We start from the raw sequence: 22,772 nt of genomic DNA, 5'->3' as shown, positions 1-22,772 counted from the left end.
TGAGTTTTCCACAACCACCGATGAAAAGTGAGTTATAAGCGCTTGTTATATAGTGAGAAGGGGTAGGAAATAACCCCCTTTCCTTCTGATGTCTGACGACCGACGACCAAGTAAGAGGCTTATGATAAACCTTGGACGGGAGCAGGGCCTTCTGCTTTGTTAAAGGCTTATCATAGGCCATTTAAACATTTTCGAAAGGAGTATTGATATGATATTAAGGGGTTTGGAACTAAGCAGTATGATGGTCAACTGCTATATTGTCGGGTGTGAAGAAACCAAAGAGGTGGCGGTCATAGACCCAGGGGGGAATGCCCGGGCCATACTGAATCTGTTGGAGGAAGAAGGACTCAAAACGCTGTATATAATCAATACTCATGGCCATATCGATCACATCGGAGCCAACCAGGCCATAAAGGATGCTACCGGGGCCAAAATCCTCATTCATGAAAGTGATGCTAAAATGCTGGTTAATCCCGTTTCCAATTTTTCGTTTATGATGGGAAGTAAGGTTATAAGTCCTCCCGCCGATCAATTGATCAAGGAAGGCGATATTATAAAGATAGGTAATACTGTGGAGTTAGAAGTGATTCACACTCCTGGACATAGCCCGGGAGGGGTTTGTCTTAAAACGGGAAATATTATTTTTGTAGGAGATACTTTGTTCCAGGGTTCGATTGGGCGTACAGATTTCCCGGGCGGCTCTTACAAGCAATTGATTCAAAATATTAAAGAAAAGCTCTTTCGTTATGATGATGAAACTGTTTGTTATCCCGGACATGGACCGGCAACGACTATTGGCTTTGAGAGGATGCACAACCCGTTTTTGACTTGAGCAATCAAATAAGTCAAATAAGTCCGGGGATAGGCCCCGGACTTATTTGACACAAGCACCGGTGAAAATGCAGGGCAACCCCTCATGTCCGGCACTCAACCCCTCACACCTCACTTTTTTTGTGAAGTATTTGCAAATGCCTTTACAAATACTTAATTCTTGTGATAATATCAAAATATATATTTCAAAATGCGATGAAGAAGTAAAGTAGCTTCGCGGAGTTATGCAGAGAGGAGATGCCACCGGCTGTAAGCATCTCTATAAGGAAGCGGAGTGAAGTTCACTTTGGAGCACCCGGCTGAAACGCTTGGCAAGTAGGTCGTGGCGGAGCTTCCACCGTTAAAAGGGAGGGGATATCGGATTAACCTGTATCTTTTAAGCGGACCTGTAATGGTAATTTGGGTGGTACCGCGGGCAGCAGAAGCTTCTCGTCCCAGTAGGATGTGAAGCTTTTTTATTTCCGCTCAGTTGCTTGCTTTAATGTTGCAGCGATAGTGCTCTTTAAGCTTTCATCATCTTCCAACCAGAATCTTAAATCGCTTAAAATTTCACTTACAGTAGTCCCGTATCCTTTATGGAGTGGGCTTTAGCCAAACTGGGTGGTACCGCGGGAAGTCAAGCAGACCTCTCGTCCCTTTGGGGATGAGAGTTTTTTTGTTTAGGTGAGGTGTGAGGGGGGGCATCCGTGCTTGTATTCTGCACTTTGCGGGAGCGTCTGAGGCTCCCTACGGTCGCTATTAATGTTGCCGGTATGGGTGCTGGTTAATAATAGGTAAAGGAGTGTTGGAGATGAAAAATTTGCTAGCCCAAAAAGATGGTGAATTACTGGTATCCCGCATTTATCAGAGTGAATCAACTCAGATTGAAGTGAAGGGCTGTAAGATTGGCGGAGAACAGTTGATGGTCGTAGCCGGACCTTGTGCGGTGGAAAGTGAAGAAGTTTTAAAAGAAACGGCCTTCAAGGTGCGGGCAGCGGGAGCAGCTATGCTGAGGGGGGGAGCTTTCAAACCCAGGACTTCTCCCTATAGCTTCCAAGGGTTGGGGGAGAAGGGCTTAAAACTACTCGCCCGAGTGGGTGAGTATATGAACATGCCGGTGATAAGCGAGATAATGGATAGCGAGGATATCGGGCTATTGGCCGATTATGCGGATATCTTGCAAGTAGGGGCGCGCAATATGCAGAACTTCGCTTTGTTGCGTAAATTGGGGCAGCTCAAGAAGCCGGTGGTTTTAAAGCGGGGCATGTCCGCCAGTATTGAGGAATGGTTGTTGGCGGCAGAATACATTCTGGCCGGAGGAAATTCCCAGGTGATACTATGTGAACGGGGTATTCGTACTGTCGAGCCCTGGACACGCAATACCCTCGATCTTTCCGCAGTGGCTCTGGTCAAGCAGCTGTCGCACTTGCCGGTTATGGTAGATCCCAGCCATGCTACCGGGGTAAGGAGCCTGGTAAGCCCCATGGCCAGGGCAGCCATTGCAGCAGGTGCGGACGGTTTGATGGTGGAGGTACATCCACAGCCGGAAAAAGCCCTTTCCGATGGGGAACAATCATTGACCCCCCGGGGCTTCAGTACTATGATGCGCGAGATTGAACCAGTGGCCCGAGCTATAGGAAGGAGGTTAAGGTAATGGCCTATGCTATTTTAGGCCCGGCAGGAACATTCAGTGAAGAAGCTGCTCATTTGTACTGGAGCGAGCAGGAGGATTATGTCCTGGCGCGGAGCATTCCTGAAATATTTACTTTACTAATTACGAAACAGGTTGAAGGGGCTTTAATACCGATAGAAAATTCCCTGGCAGGCTCCATAAACCTGTGTATGGAGGCGCTGGAATCGAGCAATGTATATATAATGGGTGAAATTAGTATTCCGGTAAGACAGCAGCTGATGGCAGGAAAAAAACTGGACCTTGCTGATATTGAACTCCTGGTTTCGCAGCCCACGGCATTGATGCAATGCCAAAATTTCATTAAGAGCTATTTGCCGGAAATAAGGCAGGAAATAACCGATAGTACCACACGGGCGGCGAAAATTGTTAGGAGTGAGGAAAGGAGAGCGGCATGTATTGGCAACAGCCTGGCCTGCAGCCTCTATGGCCTGGAAGTGATTCAGCACAATATCCAGGACGGGGACAATTTCACCAGATTTGTTCATGTTCAATCTGGTGAAGCACCAGGACAAGAGGGGGAGAAAAGCAGCATAGTTTTTACTCTGCCTGATCGACCGGGAGCCCTTTATCATACACTGGAGATATTTGCCCGCCGCAACCTGAACTTGATTAAAATAGAATCGCGTCCGGGAAAACTGCTAAAGGGCAGCTATTCTTTTTACATCGAGGTTGAGAACCGGTCTAGCAAAGCCAGGATTGAGGAACTGCTGAAGGAATTGCACAAACAATGCACTTCGGTAAAATATCTGGGTTCGTACTCCTCCTGTCGTCCGGAAAAAACTTTGCAGGACTAAGCTGGGAGCCATGCTTCGCTAACGCTCGCTTGTATATTTATACAACCCTTATGCAAGAAGAGGAGTTTTTGGAGTAGAGTCAAGCTTAAGCTGTTTGAAGAAAGAAGTTCCTTTACCACTGCTGAACTTAAGAGCTACCAGGGAGACATATCTCCTTTCCTGAACACTTTGTTTAGAGAAATGGATGTCATTGGGGATTATTTGGCATGATAGGGGAATTTCAGTTCGATGTATTTAATATTGGTGGAGGTACCCCTACAGTGCTCTCTTCTCAAGATTTGGAGAGTTTATTAGCTATTGTGCAGCAACAATTTATATCTACTGCCTGCGAAGAGATTACTGTAGAGGCAGGCAGACCCGATACTCTTTCTCTGGAAAAACTCCAGCTGATGCAGGAGGCCGGAGTGAACCGGGTTTGCATTAATCCTCAAACCATGAATGATGCTACCCTCAGAAGGATAGGGAGGAAGCATGATGCGGAAGGAGTGGTGCAATCGGTAGAATGGGCAAGAAAAGCAGGAATTAAAAAAATAAATATGGATCTTATCGTAGGACTTCCCGGAGAAGTCATCCGGGAAATTATGCATACAGCAGAAGAAATTAAAATTGGAACCGGAGAACATTACGCTCCATAGTCTGGCCTGGAAAAGGGGATCGCCTATGGCGCTGCTGGGAGGCAAGCAGAGTATCGCGAACAGCGGGTAGGCGAGGTGGAAAGTAGTATCGAAGCGGTGGAAAGGCTCATAACGGGCAAAGTTGACAAGCTTCAGGCCTTAAATTAGAATTATCCAAGGAATGGTTTCGCTGCAAAGAACCCTGGAGTCAAGGATAATCGCTGAGCTTGGAGAAACATTGAACTAAGCTACAGCGATCTGCTGGTAGTAAAAAACTTGCAGCGGAACCTGGCAAATTACTGACCGGAGGGGTATATATGCAAGTCAAAGCCCCCAGGGGAACCTATGATATCTTACCCAATGATTCTGTTAAGTGGCAGTATATAGAAAAAATTATGAAGGATAGCGCTGAATCTTTTGGCTTCAGAGAAATTAGAACTCCGCTATTCGAGCATACCGAGTTGTTTCAGCGGGGTGTAGGCCAGGGAACTGACATTGTCAGCAAGGAAATGTACACTTTTAATGACCGTTCCCAGCGCAGCCTGACCCTGCGACCCGAGGGTACCGCCCCCTGCGCCCGGGTCCTAATTGAGCATGGAGTTTTCAGTGGAGTAATGCCGGTCAAGTGGTACTACCAGGGACCCATGTTTCGTTATGACCGCCCGCAGACCGGAAGATACCGGCAATTCCACCAATTCGGGGTAGAGGCTTTTGGCAGCAATAATCCCTATCTTGATGCCGAAGTCATCATCTTGTTGGTAGAAATATTTTCTCGTCTGGGTTTATCAGATTATGAATTACACTTAAACTCGGTTGGTTGTTCAGTATGTAGGGATGCCTACCGGCAAAAGCTGCTGCACTACATTGCCCCGCTTAAAGAGCGGCTGTGCCAGGACTGCCGGCAAAGATACTTCCAGAATCCTTTGCGGGTTCTGGACTGCAAAATCGAGGCTTGTCACCAGGCTATAGTCGGATATCCCACCATTTATGATAGTCTTTGCCCTTATTGCCAGGAGCATTACAGCCGGGTCAAAGTTGCCCTGGAGGATAACGGGATAAGCTATATTCATGACAACAATCTGGTTCGCGGACTAGACTACTACAGCAATACTGCTTTTGAGATTCACCTTCCCGGCATCGGGGCGCAGAGCGCGGTCGGTGGTGGGGGGAGATATGATGGTCTGGTAAAAGCGCTGGGCGGACCAGACATTCCGGGAATCGGTTTTGCCCTGGGGATGGAACGCTTGTTGCTGGCCCTTGATAGGCTGGGTAAACGCGAGTTTTCCCAACCCTCACTGGATGCTTTTGTGGTAGTGATGAATGATTCCTATGAGATGCAGGGATTGCAACTGCTTAATGAACTCCGCCGTAAAGGTATCAGGGCGGATAAGGACTATGGGGGCCGAAGTGGCAAGGCTCAAATGAAGTATGCTGGCAAAACTGCTGCCAGGTTCGTGGTTCTGGTGGGTGAAGAGGAAGTGGAAAAGGGCTTCTGGACCCTGCGGGATATGCAAAATAAAGAACAGTTTCAGCTGGGTCAGGAAGAATTGATTAGCAGCATTAGATGTGTTATAGAAGCGAAGTAGGAGGAGAAACATTGATGAAAAGAACTCATAATGCCACCGAGCTGGATACTCACTTGGTAGGACGGGAAGTAGTGCTTAATGGCTGGGTAGACACCAGAAGGGATCATGGCGGTTTGATTTTCGTTGATTTGCGGGATAGATCCGGCATTATTCAGCTGGTATTCAGTCCGGAAGTTCAGCAGAAGGCTTTTCATCTCGCGGAACAGGTCAGAAGCGAGTATGTGATAGCCGTGCAGGGTAAGCTTTCTCTTCGGCCTGAGGCCACGGAAAATCCCCAGCTAAAAACCGGCAAGGTCGAAGTTTATGTAGATGAGATGGAAGTTTTAAGCCCGGCCAAGACTCCTCCTTTTTATATTGAGAATGATATAGATGTTGATGAAAACCTGCGCCTAAAATATCGCTATCTTGATTTACGGCGGCCTGAGATGCGGGACAACCTGCTGTTAAGACACCGGGTGGTCAAATGCATGCGCGACTTCCTGGATGCCCGGGGATTTATCGAAATAGAAACTCCTATTTTGATGAAAAGCACTCCTGAAGGGGCCAGGGATTACCTGGTACCCAGCCGCGTTCACCCCGGCGAATTCTATGCTTTGCCCCAATCTCCGCAGATATTCAAACAGATACTTATGGTGGCCGGAATGGAGAAATATTTCCAGATTGCCCGTTGTTTCCGGGATGAGGATCTTAGAGCTGATCGTCAGCCGGAGTTCACTCAACTGGATATGGAGCTGTCTTTCGTTGATGAAGAGGACATTATCATACTGGTAGAAGAAATGATGGCCGAAATCTTTCTTAAAACTATGGGTAAGGTGATAGAAACCCCATTTCCGCGTCTGGCCTATGATGATGCTATGATAAAGTACGGTTCGGACAAACCCGATTTACGCTTTGGCCTGGAGATAGTGGAGCTCAGTGAAATGCTGCGGAATACCCAGTTTAAGGTCTTTGCTTCGGCTCTGCAATCCGGAGGTGTGGTCCGGGCGCTGAATGCTAAAGGATGCGCTTCATTCACCCGCCGGGAAATTGACAGTCTGGGAGCTATGGCGGTGGAAAACGGAGCCAAAGGCATGGCCTGGATACTGGTGCAGGAAAATGAACTGCGCTCACCCATTACCAAGTTTTTAAGTGAAGAGGAAATCAAGCAAATTTTGGCGGCAACGGGAGCTGAAGCCGGCGATCTTATTCTTTTTGGAGCGGATCGGGCTGATATCGTAGCCCGGGTCCTGGGCAGCCTGCGCCTGGAGTTGGGTAGAAAGATGGGCCTTATTGATGAAAACAAGTTGAATTTTGTCTGGGTTACCGATTTCCCCCTCCTGGAATACGATGAGGAGGAAAAACGCTACCAGGCCAAGCACCACCCTTTTACCTCACCACGCCTGGAAGATATTGACCTGCTGGATAATGAACCGGGACAGGTGAAGGCCCGGGCTTACGACCTGGTTCTTAATGGGACTGAATTAGGTGGAGGAAGTATCCGTATACACCGGCGGGAATGGCAGGAGAAGATGTTTTCTATACTGGGTTTGAGCCAGGAGGAAGCCCGGGATAAATTCGGTTACATGTTAGAGGCTTTCGAATACGGTACTCCACCTCACGGCGGCATTGCCTTTGGAGTGGATCGTCTTCTGATGCTTATGGCTGCTAGAGACAGTGTAAGGGATGTAATGGCCTTCCCCAAAACGCAGAGCGCCTCTTGTCCCATGACTGAAGCTCCTTCTGAAGTAAGCCCCAGGCAGCTGCGGGAATTGGCCCTTAGGATTAGAGAAAAATAGCAGAAATGGAAATGGTGGCGAATAATAACAGAGCCAATGTCTTGAAGAAGCCGATGTTCTGTGATATTATTTACCTGAGAAAAGACATGAACAAGGAAATCCCTGCTGTGTGCGTGAATAGCTGTTAAGTTTTTGCCAACACAAAAATTAAGGGAGCCTGTCTCCGTCTATGGCTTGTAAGCCCGCTTCAGCGGGACACAATAAATAAGCGGGAGGGCACCTACCTGCTGAGCAGGTTAAAACTACGGCATCACGGCTCGGTGGGGTTTTTGTGCGATGAGTGAAAGAATTTTTCACCGGACAGAATTATTAATAGGCCAGGAGGCCATGAGGATGCTTCGCGATTCCTGCATGGTGGTAATTGGGCTTGGCGGTGTTGGTTCATATGCGGCTGAAGCTATTGCGCGCTCCGGAGTTGGCAGGATTATTTTATGTGATCCTGACCGGGTTGAGGCCAGTAATATCAACCGGCAGCTTGCTGCCCTTAATTCCACTCTGGGGGAGTTAAAAACCGAAGTAATAGGCGCGAGGTTACGGGATATCAATCCTCTACTCCAGCTAAGCAAGTATCCAAACAGGTATTGTGAAGAAAGTAGTACTGAGATCCTGGGTCAAGAAATTCATTTTGTCCTGGATGCTATTGACACCCTTCCTGATAAGATTCATCTGATTAAAACCTGCCTGTACAGGAAGATTCCTGTAATCAGTTCTATGGGTACAGCCAACCGGCTTGATCCCCTCCTGCTTACTATTGCCGATATTAAAGACAGTTCAATATGTCCCGTGGCTCGAAAACTGCGAAGAGAGCTGCGCCGGGAAAATATCCTGCAGGGAGTTCCGGTGGTTTACTCGCGGGAGACCCCGGTTAAAACCACTTATTCCGGTGAAACCAGGCTGGGCAGCATATCTTTTGTTCCTGCTGCTGCCGGTTTATTGCTGGCCAGCTATGCGGTCAAGCAGTTGATAAAAAATACTAACCCCCCATGCCCGCATCCTTAATAGCGACCGTAGGGAGCATCAGTGGTGCCCGCAGGGTGCAACACCAGAGTACCCGCAGGGTGGAGGACATAACCACCAATGAAAATGGGGGTATTACAGGGGGTTATTGGACGCTGATTTGCGCAGATAACTCACTCTGCATAAGTGCTTGTGACCTCGGGACATGGGGGTTAATACGAAAATAGAATTCCTCCTATTTTCATTGGTGTTGTGGCCCTGCACCCATCACCCTTCGGGTACGCCTGGTGCTCCATCCTTCGGATGTCACTATTAAGGTTGCGACCATGGGGGGTTAGTGAGCAAAGTTGAGGGGTAAAGGGTAAATAAGTTGTCAACAACCCCGTCCCCATGTCAAGGGAGGAAAATTAATGAAGGAGGTAGAAATAATGCTGTACTGGGACCAGGAAAAAGAATGTATGCCCCGGGAAGAGCTGGAAAAACTACAACTAAGAAGGTTAAAAGAAACTGTATTCAGAACCTATGCCTTCGTTCCTACTTATAAGGAGAAGCTAAGCCAGGCTGGTATCACAGCAGGAGATATTCAGAGCCTGGATGATTTAAAGCGACTACCATTTACCACCAAGCAGGATTTGCGTGATAATTACCCCTTTAGTCTTTTTGCCGTACCTATGAGCGAAGTGGTCAGGATTCATTCCTCTTCCGGAACCACTGGAAAACCTACGGTTGTTGGTTATACCAAACGAGATATTGAAATATGGGCTGAGCTGATGGCGCGGGCTTTGACCAGTGCTGGAGCTACGAAAAACGCGGTAATTCAGAATTCATACGGCTATGGACTGTTCACTGGCGGTTTGGGAGTACACTATGGAGCTGAGAGAATTGGGGCTTCGGTTATCCCTACTTCCGGCGGCAATACCCGCCGGCAGGTGATGCTGATGCAGGATTTTGGAACCACGCTGCTTACCTGTACACCCTCCTATGTTTTATTCATGTACGAAGCTATGCAGGAGGCTGGTATTAATCTGCGGAATTTAAAATTAAAAGCGGGGGTATTCGGAGCCGAACCGTGGTCAGAGAGCATGCGCCGGGAAATAGAGAATAAACTGGGGATAGATGCTTTTGATATTTATGGTTTAAGTGAAATTATTGGTCCTGGAGTAGCCATTGAATGCTCCTGTAAAAATGGTCTACATATTGCTGAGGATCATTTTTTAGCCGAGATAATTGACCCTGTAAGCGAAGAAGTTTTGCCGGATGGTTGTCCGGGTGAACTGGTTATTACCAGCATTACCAAAGAAGCGCTGCCTTTGATCAGATACCGGACCCGTGACCTCACTACCATCGTGAGAACATGTTGTGATTGCGGGAGAACCCATGCACGGATGCAAAAGGTTCTCGGTCGTTCTGATGACATGGTAATTATTCGGGGGGTAAATGTTTTTCCCTCCATGGTGGAAAGCGTTCTGCTCAACATTCCCGGAGTGGAACCTCATTACCTGTTGATAGTGGACCGGAAGGGCAATCTGGATCAACTGGAAGTGCAGGTAGAGGTTTCCGAGCGTTTATTCAGTGATGAAGTGCGCAAATTAGAAGAACTGGGGGGGTTAATTCGTAAAGATTTGGAGAGCAATTTGGGCATAGGGGTGAAAGTAAGGTTGGTCGAACCCAAGTCCATACCCAGGAGTGAAGGTAAAGCTCAAAGAGTGATAGACAAGAGAAATTTGTAAGGAGGGAAAGCATGGCTAAACAGATTTCGGTATTTTTGGAGAATAAGGCGGGAAGGCTCTCTCATGTTACCCGGGTTCTGGGGACTGCGGGAATAAACATCAGAGCCCTGTCAATTGCGGATACTTCTGATTTTGGCATATTGCGTTTGATAGTCAATGATCCGGATAGAGCCTATCAGGTTTTGAAGGAAAACGGTTTTACCGTTAGCGAAACGGATGTATTGGCAGTTCAGGTGTCTGATTCCCCCGGTGGACTGGCAGCGGTACTGGAGCAGATGCATGAGGATAATCTTAATATTGAGTATTTGTATGCTTTTATTGGGACATCAGGCGATGATGCTCTGGTAATTCTAAAGGTAGAGGACAGCAAAAAAACTACGGAAATATTCCGGCAAAAAGGGATTAAGTTCCTGGAAGAAACCCAGCTCTACCGCCTATAAATCATTATTATTGTCAAATATTCTGGGCCGAGTAAGGAGACTCGGCTCTTTTTTTGTCTATTTTTTGGACATTAGGCTTAGGACCAGGGGCTGGTTTTTTATGGGGCAAGAGTGCAATTTTTTCTTTGCAAAAAAAAATGCCGAATGCGCTCAAATAAAGTAAGCACAAGGCTTTGGACTTGATGAGGAGCCGATATGGATATTAGTAAATAATTTCACAAAGAAGGATAATGCTTGGGGTGAATAGAATAAGGTGGAGTAAAGTGGAGTAAAGTGGAGCAGAATCCCAATAAGTAGCTCAGAAAGGGCAGAACAGATGTTCTTGGGCGAATATCAACATTCACTGGATGAAAAGTGCAGAATTACGATCCCGTCAAAATTCCGCGAAGAGCTTGGCTACAAATTCGTGGCTACCAAGGGATTGGACAATTGCATTTTTCTCTATCCCCAGGATGAATGGCAGGATATTGAGAAGAAATTGCGTTCACTTCCGTTCACGCGGGCGGATGTCCGTTCTTTTGTGCGCTTTTTTTTCTCAGGAGCTTCGGAGTTGGATTTGGATAAGCAAGGTCGGTCGGTACTGCCGCTCAACCTCAGGGAATATGCGGAGATTGACCGGGATGTAATAATAATTGGTGTAGGTACCAGGGTGGAGATTTGGTCTACAGAAAAATGGACAGACTATAACGAGAATGCGCAGTCATCCTACGAAGAAATTGCGGAAAGTCTGGTTGATCTGGGAATATAGGAGTGTTTAGCTTTTGCATATACCCGTTTTACTCGATGAGGTTATAGCCAGTTTACTGATTGACCAACAGGGCAGCTATGTTGACTGTACGCTGGGAGGAGGGGGGCATCTGGAAAGGCTTCTCGAGCACCTGAAGGCTGGTGCCAGAGTACTGGCTATTGACAAGGATGTGGCTATTCTGGAGCAGAGCAGGCAGCGTTTGCAGTCACCAAATATCACCTTTGTGCATGGAGACTTCCGGGATTTGAAGGAAATATTGAAGCAGGAAGGGATCCTGGAGGTAGATGGGATATTGTTAGACCTGGGGGTATCTTCGTTTCAACTGGATATGCCGGAGAGAGGTTTCAGTTTTCATGAAGATGCTGACCTGGATATGAGGATGAATCAGGAACAGGATTTAAAGGCCTGGGAGATAATAAACCGCTATCCGGAAAAAGAGATTGCGCAAATACTATTTGATTTTGGAGAGGAGCGTTATTCCCGGCGCATAGCCGTAGCCATAACGAAATATAGAAAGACAGAGTCCATAGACAGCACTCTGCAACTGGTGGAAATAATCAAGGCGGCGGTACCAGCTGCCTACCGCCGGGAAAAACACCCGGCGCGTAAGAGCTTCCAGGCTTTGAGAATAGCGGTCAATAGCGAATTGGAAGCTTTAAGGGAAGTTTTACCGCAGGCTTTGGAAGCATTGAATGTAGGGGGCAGGTTATGTGTTATCACTTTTCATTCTCTGGAAGACCGACTGGTCAAGGAATTCATGAAAAATAGGGCCAAGGATTGTATTTGTCCCAGTCAGAGCCCGATTTGCACCTGTGGGCACCAGGCGGAATTAAAAATAATAAGCCGTAAACCGATAGTGGCCTCAAAAGAGGAATGTGAGGCTAATCCCCGGGCTCGAAGCGCCAAACTGCGGGTGGCAGAAAAATTATCGGGGGGGACAACAATCGGTAAAGAAGAGCTGTGGGGTACTTAAGCGATGAGATGAGGTTTAAAGAAATCACCCCTCACTTTTCATACTTGGTATTGAAAGTTCTATATTTAGGGGAGGAAGAATAAAGATATGTTACAGGCAGGCCATAGTTTAGCAAGGGTTTTAGATACCGGGGGGGCTGTTAGGCAGGAGGTTCAGAGCAGGCAGGCAAGAAAGATACGCAGGACTTTTAAGAAAATCGATTGCCGGAAAACCTGGTTGTTAAAAGGCGGACTGTTCTTTTTTGTATGGGCAATATTGGTGGTTTTTCTTGGCATAACGATTTCCACTATGGGTTACCAGATTGTGGGATTGGAAAAAGATATTGAAAAACTGCAAGCCTCCAACCAGCGTATTGAGTATGAAATAGCCCAGAAAAGTTCTCTGGATAGGATAGAACTATTGGCTACAAAGGATTTGGGCATGGTAAAAGCGGAAGAAGATTTAAACTTTGCGGTGGTGATTCCTTCCGAGCGGAGAGGGGAGACAGCTGTGAAACAAGATTCTGTAAATGTTGCCAATCGTGATCAGGAAAAGGCTTTAAAAAAGATCTATGATAATTTGATTCGTTTGGCCGCACGAAGCAACTAAAGAACGAGGTGGATATTGATGCAAACCACCGGTTTTATAGTAAGAAAGCGTATTGCTACGCTTTTTTTCTTCTTTGTCATTATATTTTTATTACTGGGGAGCAGGGTCTTTTGGGTACAATTCGTCAAAGGGGCTGAGCTCTCGGAAAAAGCGCTGCAAAACCGGATGCGGGATGTGCCGGTAGAATCCAAAAGAGGTATAATCTATGACCGCAATGGCAATGAATTAGCTATTTCCGTAAGCGCTGATTCGGTCTATGCCATTCCGGCTGAAGTTTGCAGTAAGGGGCAGCAAAAGGAGATTGCCGCTAAGCTGGCGCAGGTCTTGGAAATGGACGAGGAAAGCTTGCTGCGGCGAATCAGCCGGAATAGTTCTTTCGAATGGGTAAAACGACAAATTGATCCGGAAAAATCGAAAATAATAAGAAAAATGGATTTACCGGGAATCGGGCTTACGGAAGAAAGCCGCCGCTACTATCCCAAAGGTACTTTAGCTAGTCATGTGCTGGGCATTGCCGGGATAGATAACAACGGACTGGAAGGGGTCGATTTTTACTACGACAAACTGGTGGGAGGCACCAAAGGCCGCATAATCATAGAGCATGATGCCGTCAACCGGCCTATTCCGGAAGCTACGCATAAGTTTATCCCTCCGGTTGATGGGGCTAATTTGATATTAACCATTGATGAAAGCATTCAGTATATTACGGAAAGGGAACTCGACAAAGTCTTTAACGAAAGAAAAGCTAAATCAGCTGCGGCCATAATAATGGATGTTTCGACCGGAGAAATACTGGCGCTGGCTTCCCGGCCTACTTTTGACCCCAATGATTTTTCGGCCTATCCGGCCAGCAATCGCCGTAATTATGGCATCAATGACAGCTATGAACCGGGGTCAACTATGAAGATAACTACTGCGGCCATGGCTTTGCAGGAAGGTGTGGTGAACGCGGAAAGCCGGTTTTATTGTCCTGGTTATATTAAGGTGGGTAAAGAGGTTATTGGCTGCCCGGACAGAAAACCCCACGGCAGCCAGAGCTTTGCCCAGACTATTGAGAAATCTTGTAATGTAGCTTTTATACAGATAGGTTTGGAGTTAGGCCTGGAAAACTACTATAAATATCTCAAGACTTTTGGTTTTGGACAAAAAACCGGTATTGACCTGCCCGGTGAAGCGGAAGGCATTCTTATTCCCCGGGCTTCAGCGCAGCAGATTGAACTGGCCACCATGGCCATGGGGCAGGCCAATGCGGTAACTCCCATACAGCTGCTGACAGCGGTGGGGGCGGTGGCCAATGAGGGTAAACTGATGAAGCCGCATATATTGAAGCAGGTTATAGATGATAAAGGAAATGTTATTAAAAAGGTTGAGCCCCAGGTAGTAAGGCAGGTTATTTCCCCCGAAACCGCCCGGGAACTTTGTGGAATGCTGGAAGGTGAAGTGGTAAATGGGACGGGACGGAATGCTTATTTGGAGGGCTATAAGGTTGCCGGGAAAACAGGTACGGCCCAAAAAGTAGGCCCTGATAGGAGATACATGAGCAATGAGCATGTAGCTTCTTTTGTAGGCTTTGCTCCGGCTGACCAGCCAAAGTTGCTGAGTATCGTAGTGGTTGATGCTCCCAAGGGTTACCCCTATTATGGGGGCTGGGTGGCGGCCCCGGCTTTTCGGGAAATCCTGAAGGATTCATTCAATTATCTGGAAATACCCAGGTATAATTCCGGCAAGGATGAGCAAAGCATAGAGCAAAAGGAACAGCTTATAGTGCCTGATGTAGTTAACCTGCCTGTATCAGAGGCCAGTTCCCTGATCAAGTCGCGGGGTTTGAGAGTCGAGATCGATGGTAACGGTACTGTGGTGTGGCAGCAGACTCCCCGGGCCCATAGCAAAGTGGAGCGGGATTCTGCGGTTATAATCCACCTTTCTCCCTTTGAAGGGGGAAAGGAAGGCGCCGAGGTTACTATTCCCGATTTACAGGGGAAATCAATGAAAGAGGTGGCCAGAATACTGGCTGATCTGGGGCTTCATTTAGTACCGGAGGGATATGGCCTGGCTTATCAGCAAGTGCCTGAGGCTGGGAAGGTAGTAACCAGTGGTTCCAGCATAAGGGTTAAGTTCCAGCCAGTGGGGGAATAAGGAAAGTGAGGGGTCAGGGGTTTTAAGATTCCAGAGTGCCCGGTATGCTGGGAGTATGAGAAAAAGGGGGACTGGTTTTGAAGCTGGTGGAAATAATCGAAAATTTAACCATAGAGCTGCAGGATGGTCCTTTAGATAGGGAGATTAGTGGAATTACTTATGATTCCAGACGAGTTAAGCCGGGAGATATTTTCGTCTGCATAAGTGGTTTAAAGAGTGATGGACATCTGTTTGCCGGGCAGGCAATTGAGAATGGAGCTGTGGCGATTCTGGCAGAAAGACAGCTGGATACGGGAGGAAAAGCGACTTTACTTATCACCCCTAATACGCGTAGTGCCTTGGCTTTGCTTGCTTCCAATTATTACTGCAGACCTTCCTCTTCCATGAGGGTGGTTGGAGTTACTGGAACCAATGGCAAGACTACCACAACCCATTTGATTAGAGCTATTTTAGAAGAGGCTGGTAAAAAAACCGGCATAATGGGAACTCTTTATGCCCAGGTCGGTGAAATTCGAAAAGAAATGCAACATACTACCCCGGAAGCCCTGGAGATTGAGGAATTTATGGCCTTATGCCGGGAGGAAAAGGCCGACTATATAGTAATGGAAGTCTCATCACACGCTTTGCAGCTGCAGCGGGTGGCAGAGATAGATTTCAATGTGGCGGTATTTACCAACCTGACTCAGGACCACCTGGATTTCCACCAAAATATGGATAATTACCGGGCGGCCAAGCTTCGGCTTTTTCAAATGATAAAAGCAGAAGGACAAAATTTTGCCATTATCAATAACGATGACCCCTGGGCCGAAGAGATTTTTCAGGCTGCCGCCATTCTTTGCCGTAGTTATGGAATAAAAAAGAGAGCTGATTTTCAGGTCGGCGAACTCAAAATTGACTTGAATGGCAGTAGTTTCCGGCTACAGTACGGAGATAAAAGCCTTATTATAAACATGAAACTCATTGGTCTTTTTAGTATTTACAATGCCCTGGCGGCCATCAGCTTTGCTCTGCAGGAGGGGATCGATCCAGGCTTAATTCAATCGGCTCTGGCCAGGGTGGAGGGGGTACCGGGGCGTTTTGAAAAGGTCGACTGCGGGCAGGATTTTGCGGTGATTGTGGACTATGCGCATACTCCCGATGGTTTGGAAAATATTCTCCAAACGGCCCGGGAGCTAGGAAAAAAGCGCTTGATTTGCGTATTTGGCTGTGGGGGTGACCGGGATCGGGGTAAAAGACCGCTTATGGGTGAAATAGCCGCCAGATACAGCGATTTCTGTGTGGTAACTTCTGATAACCCGCGTAGTGAGGAGCCCTATGCCATTATTGCGGAGATAATTCCCGGGATGGATAAGGTGGAAAAGTCCCGTTATGCTATAATTGCCGACCGCAGAGAAGCTATAAGACATGCTATTCACCTGGCGCGAACGGGTGATTTGGTGGTTATAGCCGGGAAAGGGCATGAAAACTATCAATTGGTGAAGGATCAGGTCCTGGAATTCGATGACCGGAAAGTGGCAGCGGAATTCTTGAGAGGAAAGGTAAAATAATGCATTTGGAGCTGGGTTTTGTTGTCGATGGTATTAAAGGAAAACTCCTGGCGGGGAATGAAAAGACCATAGTTAATGGGGTGGAGATTGATTCACGCCGCGTTAAACCCGGCTATCTTTTTTTTGCCTTCAAAGGAGAAAGTTCTGATGGACATGATTTCCTGGAGGATGCGTGGAGAAATGGGGCCGCGGCGGTTATTGTCTCAAGAAGGGACTGCTTGACCAAAGCTGGCCCCGGTAAAGCTTTAATACTGGTTAATGATACTCTGGATGCTTTGCAGGATCTGGCTGCTGCTTACCGGCGCAGCTTTAATATACCGGTGGTGGCGGTTACGGGCAGTGTTGGCAAAACCAGCACCAAAGATCTTTTAGCCCTCTGCCTGCAATCCCGCTTTAAAACCTTGAAAACCAGTGGTAATTACAACAATGAAATTGGCCTCCCCTTGACTTTATTGCAACTGGACGAAACTCATCAGGTGGCGGTGCTGGAAATGGCCATGAGGGGGCAGGGGGAGTTGTTGCAGCTGGCTGCTATAGCTCAGCCAAGCTCGGCCCTTATTAGCAATGTGGAAAAAGTACACCTGGAAACCCTGGGCTGCCTGGAGAATATAGCCCGGGCAAAAGCAGAAGTAATGGCTACTCTTGGGGCCGGTGACTTGGCTCTTATTAATGGAGATTCACCGCTGCTGGAGGAAGCGGTTCGGCCTTATGCGGCCAAAAAGTACCGCTTTGGCTATAGTAAATCTTGTGATTTTCGCATAGAGGAAACTATTATAAAAAACCAAGGGATAGAAATAAGACTTACCTGCCTGGGTCAGTCGGAAAAATTGTTCTTACCATTACCTTCAAGGAGATGGGCTATGAATGCAGTAGCTGCTGCAGCCATGGCGTTTTTGCTGGGGGTTCCCATGGAAGAAATAAAGTCCAGCCTGCTTAATTTCAATCCGGGTTCTCAGCGCCTGGAGATTATTCCTCTACCTGCCGGGGGAAAGATAATCAATGATACTTATAATGCTAATCCGCTTTCCATGATTAATGCCCTGGAAACTAGCCGGGAGCTGCGGGAAAAAGGCAAATTGGTAGCGGTTTTGGGAGATATGTTGGAATTGGGTGATTACGAGCAGGAGGGACACCGGGAAGTTGGTCGCCATGCGGTTAAGAACCAGGTGGATCTTTTGATATGCATAGGGGAACGGGCGGCATGGATGGCGGAAGCGGCCCGGGCTGCAGGTATGGCAGGAGAGCAGGTCAAGCATTACCTTTCCAAAGAAGAAAGCATAGAATTTCTTAAACAAAGCCTGAGTAGTAGTGATACCATATTGTTTAAGGCTTCCCGGGGAATGCAGCTGGAAAGCCTGGCGGAAGAAATCTATTTGGAAGACGGAAGACGGAAGACGGAAGGTAGAAGACAGGAGGCAGGGGACGGAGATTAGATGATCGTTAGGTGTCGTATATACCAACCAGAAGAACCGTCCCTGTGGCTGTTTTACTTAAGCGGGAGGGTATCCTTTGCAGAATTATTTAAGTAATGCATTTTTGGCAGTAGCTATTGCCATTGTGGTTTCAATAATAATGGGACCTATCATGATACCATTTCTTAAACGGCTCAAAGTAGGGCAGAGTGTTAGAGAGGAAGGCCCCAAAGCTCATTATGCCAAAGCAGGCACCCCCACTATGGGGGGTATAATTATTATTACCGCCGTAATGCTGGCCAGCTTCATTATGGCGGGTAGCAGTACTGAAGCCCTGGGAGCGGTGCTGCTTATGTTGGCCTTCGGTTCAGTAGGCTTTTGGGATGACTATATCAAGGTGGTATTGAAACGTTCCCTGGGGCTTCGTGCCCGAGAAAAACTGGGATTGCAGCTACTGATAGCATTTCTCTTCGGGCTTTTGCTGATCCTTTATTTTAAACGGGGAACCGCTATACTTATGCCTTTTACTGGTCATGTTGTGGAACTGGGTTGGTGGTATCTTCCCTTTATTGTTTTTGTTGTGGTCAGTACGGCCAATGCGGTGAATCTTACTGATGGTTTGGATGGACTGGCTTCCGGGGTAAGTTTTTTCGTAAGCCTGGCCCTGGGGGTTATTTGCGTTATGACAGGGCATTATAGCCTGGGCGTTTTTTGTGGCGCACTGGCTGGAGCTTGCCTGGGTTTTCTAATATTTAACCGCCATCCTGCCCGGGTTTTTATGGGAGATACCGGTTCCATGGCCCTGGGAGGAGCAGTGGCTGCGGTGGCGGCTTTAACCCGCTCGGAAATAGCTTTGATTATTATTGGCGGGGTCTATGTGATTGAAACCTTAAGTGTTATCTTACAGGTTATATCCTACCAAACTACGAGAAAGAGGATATTCCGCATGGCTCCCTTGCACCATCATTATGAGTTGAAAGGCTGGCCGGAAACCAGGGTGGTAAGATATTTCTGGGGCCTTTCCTTTGTTTTTATGCTCCTGGGGATTTGGAGCTTTTGGGGAGTAGGCTAAGGGAGGAGATGGATTGAACTTTAGCGGTAAGAGGATACTGGTAGTAGGTATGGCCCGCAGTGGAATGGCGGCGATAAAGGCCCTGGATAAGCGCGGCGCCCAGCTTAGCGCTTGTGATGAAAAAGAAGCCCGAACCCTGGCTCCGATTCTGGATGAATTGGAAAAACAGGGCATAAGGTATTATGCAGGGGGATATCCGGAAGTGAAGCGGCAGGATTTTGATCTGCTGGTAGTAAGCCCGGGAGTTCCGCTGGAAACAGCAGCAATCCGGCAAGCCCGGGAGCAAGGAATCCCGGTAATTGGAGAGGTGGAACTGGCTTATATCCTGAAACCAAAGACAGTTGAGTTCCTGGCCATAAGCGGAACCAACGGCAAGACTACTACTACTTCCTTACTTCACTACATTTTGGCCCAGGCCGGGAGGAATGCACTGGCCGGCGGCAATATCGGCATTCCCTTGACTACTTTGCTGGACAGTATCTCTGCAGGGACAATTGTGGTAGAGTTGTCCAGTTTTCAGCTGGAGAGCAGTTCAAGCTTCCGGCCTTATATCTGCGGCCTGCTAAATATCACTCCTGATCACCTTAACCGGCACAAGACGATGGAAAGATATATCGAGGCAAAAGCCAAGATATTCGCCCAGCAAAAGCCAGGTGATTATGCGGTATTTAATTACGAAGATTCCATACTCAGGGAAATGGCCCGAAGTTGCCCTGCCCGGACCATCTTTTTTTCCTGTGAACGGGAGTTGGAGGAAGGGGCTTTTATAAACAATGGGGCCATAAGTATAAAGAGGGCAGGTAATATTCAGGAAATAGCCAGAATAGATGAAGTCTCGCTACGGGGAAAGCATAATCTGGAGAATATTTTAGCTGCCACTATGATGGCCAGTATTGCCGGGGTGAGCCCGGAGGATATACGCCAGGCCCTGGCCAGTTTTCCCGGAGTCAGGCATCGGATGGAGGAGCTAGGTCTTTATGATGCTGTCCTTTATGTTAATGACTCCAAGGCTACCAATCCCGAGGCGGTGATGAAAGCCCTGGACTCTTTTAACCAGCCTATTATTTTGATAGCCGGGGGCAGAAATAAGGGCTCCAGCTTCTCCCAGCTGGCCGAGTTAATAAGGCAGAAAGTAAGAGAATTAATCCTGCTGGGGGAGGCCCGGGAAGAAATAAAGGCTGCAGTCATCGATGCCGGTTTCCGGAATATACATGAGGTAGAAGACCTGCAAGCGGCTGTAATCAAGGCCCATGAGTTGGCGCGAAAGGGTGAAGTAGTACTGCTCTCTCCGGCTTGTGCCAGCTGGGATATGTTCGCAAGCTATGAACAGCGGGGGGATCTCTTCTGCGAGATGGTCAAGTCTATTTCCAAGTAGTTCTCTTATTATTGCTTTTGCTAGGGGGGGAAAGCTTGAGAGCAAAAAAAGGACCGCCTGATTTTATCTTGTTTATTACCACACTGGCCCTGCTGGGGATAGGGCTGGTAATGGTGTTTAGTTCCAGTGCGGTTACTTCGAATATCAGGTATGATGATGCCTATCACTTTTTTAAGCGCCAGTTATATTGGGCGATTTTGGGCATAATGGCTATGATGGTAATAATGAAAATAAATTATGCCAAGCTTAAAGGCCTGGCCTTCCCCTTGATGATTGTTTCCCTTATTTGCCTGGTTTTGGTAATTACTCCCTTGGGCATTGAGGTAAATGAATCCAACCGCTGGCTGGGAGTGGGTTTTTTGCGTTTTTCCCCTTCGGAACTGGCCAAATTGGGAATGATAATGTTTTTGGCTCGGACCATGGATCAGAACCTTTCCTCTATTCGTTCTTTCTCGAAAGGAGTACTGCCCTACTTGCTTTTGGTGGCCTTGGTTGGGGGATTGATTATGCTGCAGCCTGATTTGGGAACCGCTTTTGCTATTGCGGCCACGGTGTTTTTTATGTTGCTGGCCGCCGGGGCCAAATGGTCTCACCTGGGGGCGGTTTTTATGGCCGGATTAGGTACGATATTGGCGGCTATAGCGGTTGCTCCCTACCGTTTGGAAAGGCTGGTTGCCTTTTTAAATCCCTGGAAATATGCGGGTGATGAAGGCTATCAGACCATTCAGTCCCTTTATGCCCTGGGCTCGGGAGGTTTGTTTGGAATGGGTTTGGGACGGAGCCGGCAAAAATTTTTCTATCTTCCGGAGCAGCATACGGATTTTATTTTCGCCATTTTGGGCGAAGAATTGGGTTTTGTGGGAGCATGTCTGGTTCTGCTCCTTTTTCTGCTTTTTGCCTGGCGGGGGTTTAGAACGGCCATTAAGGCTCCGGATACCTTTGGCAGCCTCCTGGCCGCCGGCATTACCCTGATGGTGGTTTTCCAAGCCCTGGTCAACATCGCGGTGGTTGCGGGTGCCCTGCCGGTCACGGGGATAACTTTACCCTTTATCAGCTATGGGGGTTCATCATTATTGTTCACCCTCTGTGGTGTAGGCTTGCTGCTGAACATCTCCCGCTATTGCAACTAATCGTCGGATGACGGAGGGCGGAAGACGGAAGTCAGAAGACGGAAGGCGGAGGGGATTATTTCCTACCCCATCTTACTATATAACAAGCGATTATAACTCATTTTTCATAGGTGATTGTGCCCCTTGGGGGGGGGTAGTTCAAAAGAGCAGGAGGTAGCCGTTAATGAAGTTTATTATTACCGGGGGAGGTACCGGAGGACATATTTATCCAGCTCTGGCTATAGCCAGTGGTATAAAAGAAAGGCAGCCGACAGCGGAAATTTTGTATGTAGGTACGAAAAATGGTTTGGAGGCCAGGATCGTTCCCCGGGCGGGCTTAAGATTTGCCACTGTCGATATATCAGGTATCAACCGTTCCTCCATGCTTAAAGCCTCGCGCTCCCTGGTCAAATTTCCCCGCAGTTTTTTTCAGGCTTGGGATATAATAAAGGAATTTAAACCTGATACCGTGATAGGTACTGGCGGTTATGTTTCTTTTCCGCTTGTACTGGCCGGTACTTTTTTTGCGTGCAAGACAGTGATACATGAACAGAATGCCATTCCGGGGCTGGCCAACCGAAATTTGGCCCGGAGAGTGGATTATGCTCTTTTAAGCTTTGCCGAAGCTGCACCCTATATGAAGGCCAAATCCATGAAAATAACTGGTTTACCGGTAAGGTCCGAGATATTGCAGGTTAGGCGGGATGAAAGCATAAAGAAGCTGCAGCTTGAACCAGGTCTTTTTACCCTGGTGGTTTTTGGTGGTAGTCGTGGGGCCATGACTTTAAACCAGGCTATGTTGAAAGCGGTGGATCGTTGGCCGGAAGGGAGTATGCAAATCATATGGATTACCGGAGATACGGCCTATAATGAAATTAAACAGCAGGTAGAAGAACGTTTGCCGTTTAGCAAAAGGCGTTTTCTCCAGCTCTACCCCTATATGTTCAATATAGAGGAGGCTTTGGCAGCGGCTGATCTGGCCGTATGCCGGGCGGGGGCAGGTACTCTTTCCGAGTTGGCTATTCTTGCTTTGCCGGCAATTTTGGTTCCCTATCCATATGCGGCGGAAAGTCACCAGGAGAAAAATGCTCGAGCTTTGCTAGCAAAAAAAGCCGTGGAAATGGTTATTGATGAGTTCCTGGATGGGGATACTCTCTATAAAAAGATTAATGAATTAAGGGAAAATCCTGCTCTTTTAAAGGAAATGGGGCAGAATATGGCTAGCGAGGGCCGCCCCAATGCCCTTAATGAAATCTTGGACATAATATTTGAATAAGAGGGCGCAGTGCATATTTATGCAAGCATTATGCAACAAAAAGGTTTTTGCCGGGGAATCAATATTACATTTACCTGGGATAGTGGTAAAAGAGGCTTTAGGCCTGGGACAAGCAGCTGAAATGTAACCACTTCTAT

19 protein-coding genes, 1 other RNA gene and 1 other annotated feature are annotated in these 22,772 nt (G+C 47.6%); all 20 genes read left to right on the top strand.

Annotation, left to right across the window (positions count from 1 at the left end; genetic code table 11):
* Positions 1–208: 208 nt before the first annotated feature.
* Positions 209–832: an MBL fold metallo-hydrolase gene (locus PHP87_RS01270; protein WP_299917538.1), complete on the top strand. Its 624-nt coding sequence runs from the start codon at positions 209–211 to the stop codon at positions 830–832.
* A gap of 185 nt (positions 833–1,017) precedes the next feature.
* Positions 1,018–1,271: a binding site (T-box leader), on the top strand.
* 350 nt (positions 1,272–1,621) lie between these two features.
* Positions 1,622–2,464, top strand: a complete 843-nt coding sequence (gene aroF, locus PHP87_RS01265; protein ID WP_299917534.1) for a 3-deoxy-7-phosphoheptulonate synthase — start codon at positions 1,622–1,624, stop codon at positions 2,462–2,464.
* On the top strand, positions 2,464–3,297 hold the full coding sequence (gene pheA, locus PHP87_RS01260) for a prephenate dehydratase (RefSeq protein ID WP_299917531.1): 834 nt from the start codon (positions 2,464–2,466) through the stop codon (positions 3,295–3,297). The genes aroF and pheA overlap by 1 nt, the downstream gene beginning before the upstream one ends.
* A gap of 206 nt (positions 3,298–3,503) precedes the next feature.
* Positions 3,504–3,932: a radical SAM protein gene (locus tag PHP87_RS01255; RefSeq protein ID WP_299917528.1), complete on the top strand. Its 429-nt coding sequence runs from the start codon at positions 3,504–3,506 to the stop codon at positions 3,930–3,932.
* A gap of 296 nt (positions 3,933–4,228) precedes the next feature.
* A complete protein-coding gene (hisS, locus tag PHP87_RS01250) occupies positions 4,229–5,497 on the top strand; it encodes a histidine--tRNA ligase (RefSeq protein WP_299917525.1) in 1,269 nt (422 codons plus the stop codon).
* Positions 5,498–5,511: 14 nt separating this feature from the next.
* On the top strand, positions 5,512–7,272 hold the full coding sequence (gene aspS / locus PHP87_RS01245; protein WP_299917522.1) for an aspartate--tRNA ligase: 1,761 nt from the start codon (positions 5,512–5,514) through the stop codon (positions 7,270–7,272).
* A 96-nt stretch (positions 7,273–7,368) separates the two neighbouring features.
* A non-coding RNA gene (ssrS, locus tag PHP87_RS01240) (6S RNA) lies at positions 7,369–7,543 on the top strand.
* Positions 7,544–7,548: 5 nt separating this feature from the next.
* Positions 7,549–8,271, top strand: coding sequence for a tRNA threonylcarbamoyladenosine dehydratase (locus PHP87_RS01235; RefSeq protein ID WP_299917519.1), 723 nt, complete (start codon positions 7,549–7,551; stop codon positions 8,269–8,271).
* A gap of 368 nt (positions 8,272–8,639) precedes the next feature.
* The gene (locus tag PHP87_RS01230) at positions 8,640–9,959 is read left to right on the top strand and encodes a phenylacetate--CoA ligase family protein (RefSeq protein WP_299917517.1); all 1,320 of its coding nucleotides are present in this window, start codon (positions 8,640–8,642) and stop codon (positions 9,957–9,959) included.
* 11 nt (positions 9,960–9,970) lie between these two features.
* Entirely contained in the window at positions 9,971–10,399 is a 429-nt protein-coding gene (locus tag PHP87_RS01225; RefSeq protein ID WP_299917514.1) for an ACT domain-containing protein, read from the top strand.
* A gap of 316 nt (positions 10,400–10,715) precedes the next feature.
* The gene (gene mraZ, locus PHP87_RS01220; RefSeq protein WP_299917513.1) at positions 10,716–11,147 is read left to right on the top strand and encodes a division/cell wall cluster transcriptional repressor MraZ; all 432 of its coding nucleotides are present in this window, start codon (positions 10,716–10,718) and stop codon (positions 11,145–11,147) included.
* A 13-nt stretch (positions 11,148–11,160) separates the two neighbouring features.
* Positions 11,161–12,120 carry a 16S rRNA (cytosine(1402)-N(4))-methyltransferase RsmH gene (gene rsmH / locus PHP87_RS01215; protein WP_299917510.1) on the top strand — a complete coding sequence of 320 codons (960 nt, stop codon included), beginning with the start codon at positions 11,161–11,163 and terminating at the stop codon, positions 12,118–12,120.
* 87 nt (positions 12,121–12,207) lie between these two features.
* Positions 12,208–12,708, top strand: coding sequence for a hypothetical protein (locus tag PHP87_RS01210; RefSeq protein ID WP_299917507.1), 501 nt, complete (start codon positions 12,208–12,210; stop codon positions 12,706–12,708).
* A gap of 18 nt (positions 12,709–12,726) precedes the next feature.
* On the top strand, positions 12,727–14,844 hold the full coding sequence (locus PHP87_RS01205) for a stage V sporulation protein D (RefSeq protein WP_299917504.1): 2,118 nt from the start codon (positions 12,727–12,729) through the stop codon (positions 14,842–14,844).
* A gap of 86 nt (positions 14,845–14,930) precedes the next feature.
* Positions 14,931–16,391, top strand: coding sequence for a UDP-N-acetylmuramoyl-L-alanyl-D-glutamate--2,6-diaminopimelate ligase (locus tag PHP87_RS01200; protein ID WP_299917557.1), 1,461 nt, complete (start codon positions 14,931–14,933; stop codon positions 16,389–16,391).
* A complete protein-coding gene (murF, locus tag PHP87_RS01195; protein ID WP_299917501.1) occupies positions 16,391–17,824 on the top strand; it encodes a UDP-N-acetylmuramoyl-tripeptide--D-alanyl-D-alanine ligase in 1,434 nt (477 codons plus the stop codon). Before PHP87_RS01200 ends, murF begins: the two co-directional genes overlap by 1 nt.
* A 76-nt stretch (positions 17,825–17,900) precedes the next feature.
* Entirely contained in the window at positions 17,901–18,875 is a 975-nt protein-coding gene (mraY, locus tag PHP87_RS01190) for a phospho-N-acetylmuramoyl-pentapeptide-transferase (RefSeq protein WP_299917499.1), read from the top strand.
* A 13-nt stretch (positions 18,876–18,888) separates the two neighbouring features.
* Entirely contained in the window at positions 18,889–20,250 is a 1,362-nt protein-coding gene (gene murD / locus PHP87_RS01185) for a UDP-N-acetylmuramoyl-L-alanine--D-glutamate ligase (protein ID WP_299917497.1), read from the top strand.
* Between the two features lie 35 nt (positions 20,251–20,285).
* Entirely contained in the window at positions 20,286–21,380 is a 1,095-nt protein-coding gene (gene spoVE, locus PHP87_RS01180; protein ID WP_299917494.1) for a stage V sporulation protein E, read from the top strand.
* A 163-nt stretch (positions 21,381–21,543) separates the two neighbouring features.
* Positions 21,544–22,635, top strand: coding sequence for an undecaprenyldiphospho-muramoylpentapeptide beta-N-acetylglucosaminyltransferase (gene murG, locus PHP87_RS01175; protein WP_299917491.1), 1,092 nt, complete (start codon positions 21,544–21,546; stop codon positions 22,633–22,635).
* The last annotated feature ends 137 nt before the right edge of the window (positions 22,636–22,772 follow it).

Origin of the sequence: Syntrophomonas sp. (assembly GCF_028707975.1) — a bacterium.
In the GTDB taxonomy this organism is placed as follows: domain Bacteria; phylum Bacillota; class Syntrophomonadia; order Syntrophomonadales; family Syntrophomonadaceae; genus Syntrophomonas.
This window is presented reverse-complemented; position numbering and strand designations above follow the sequence as displayed.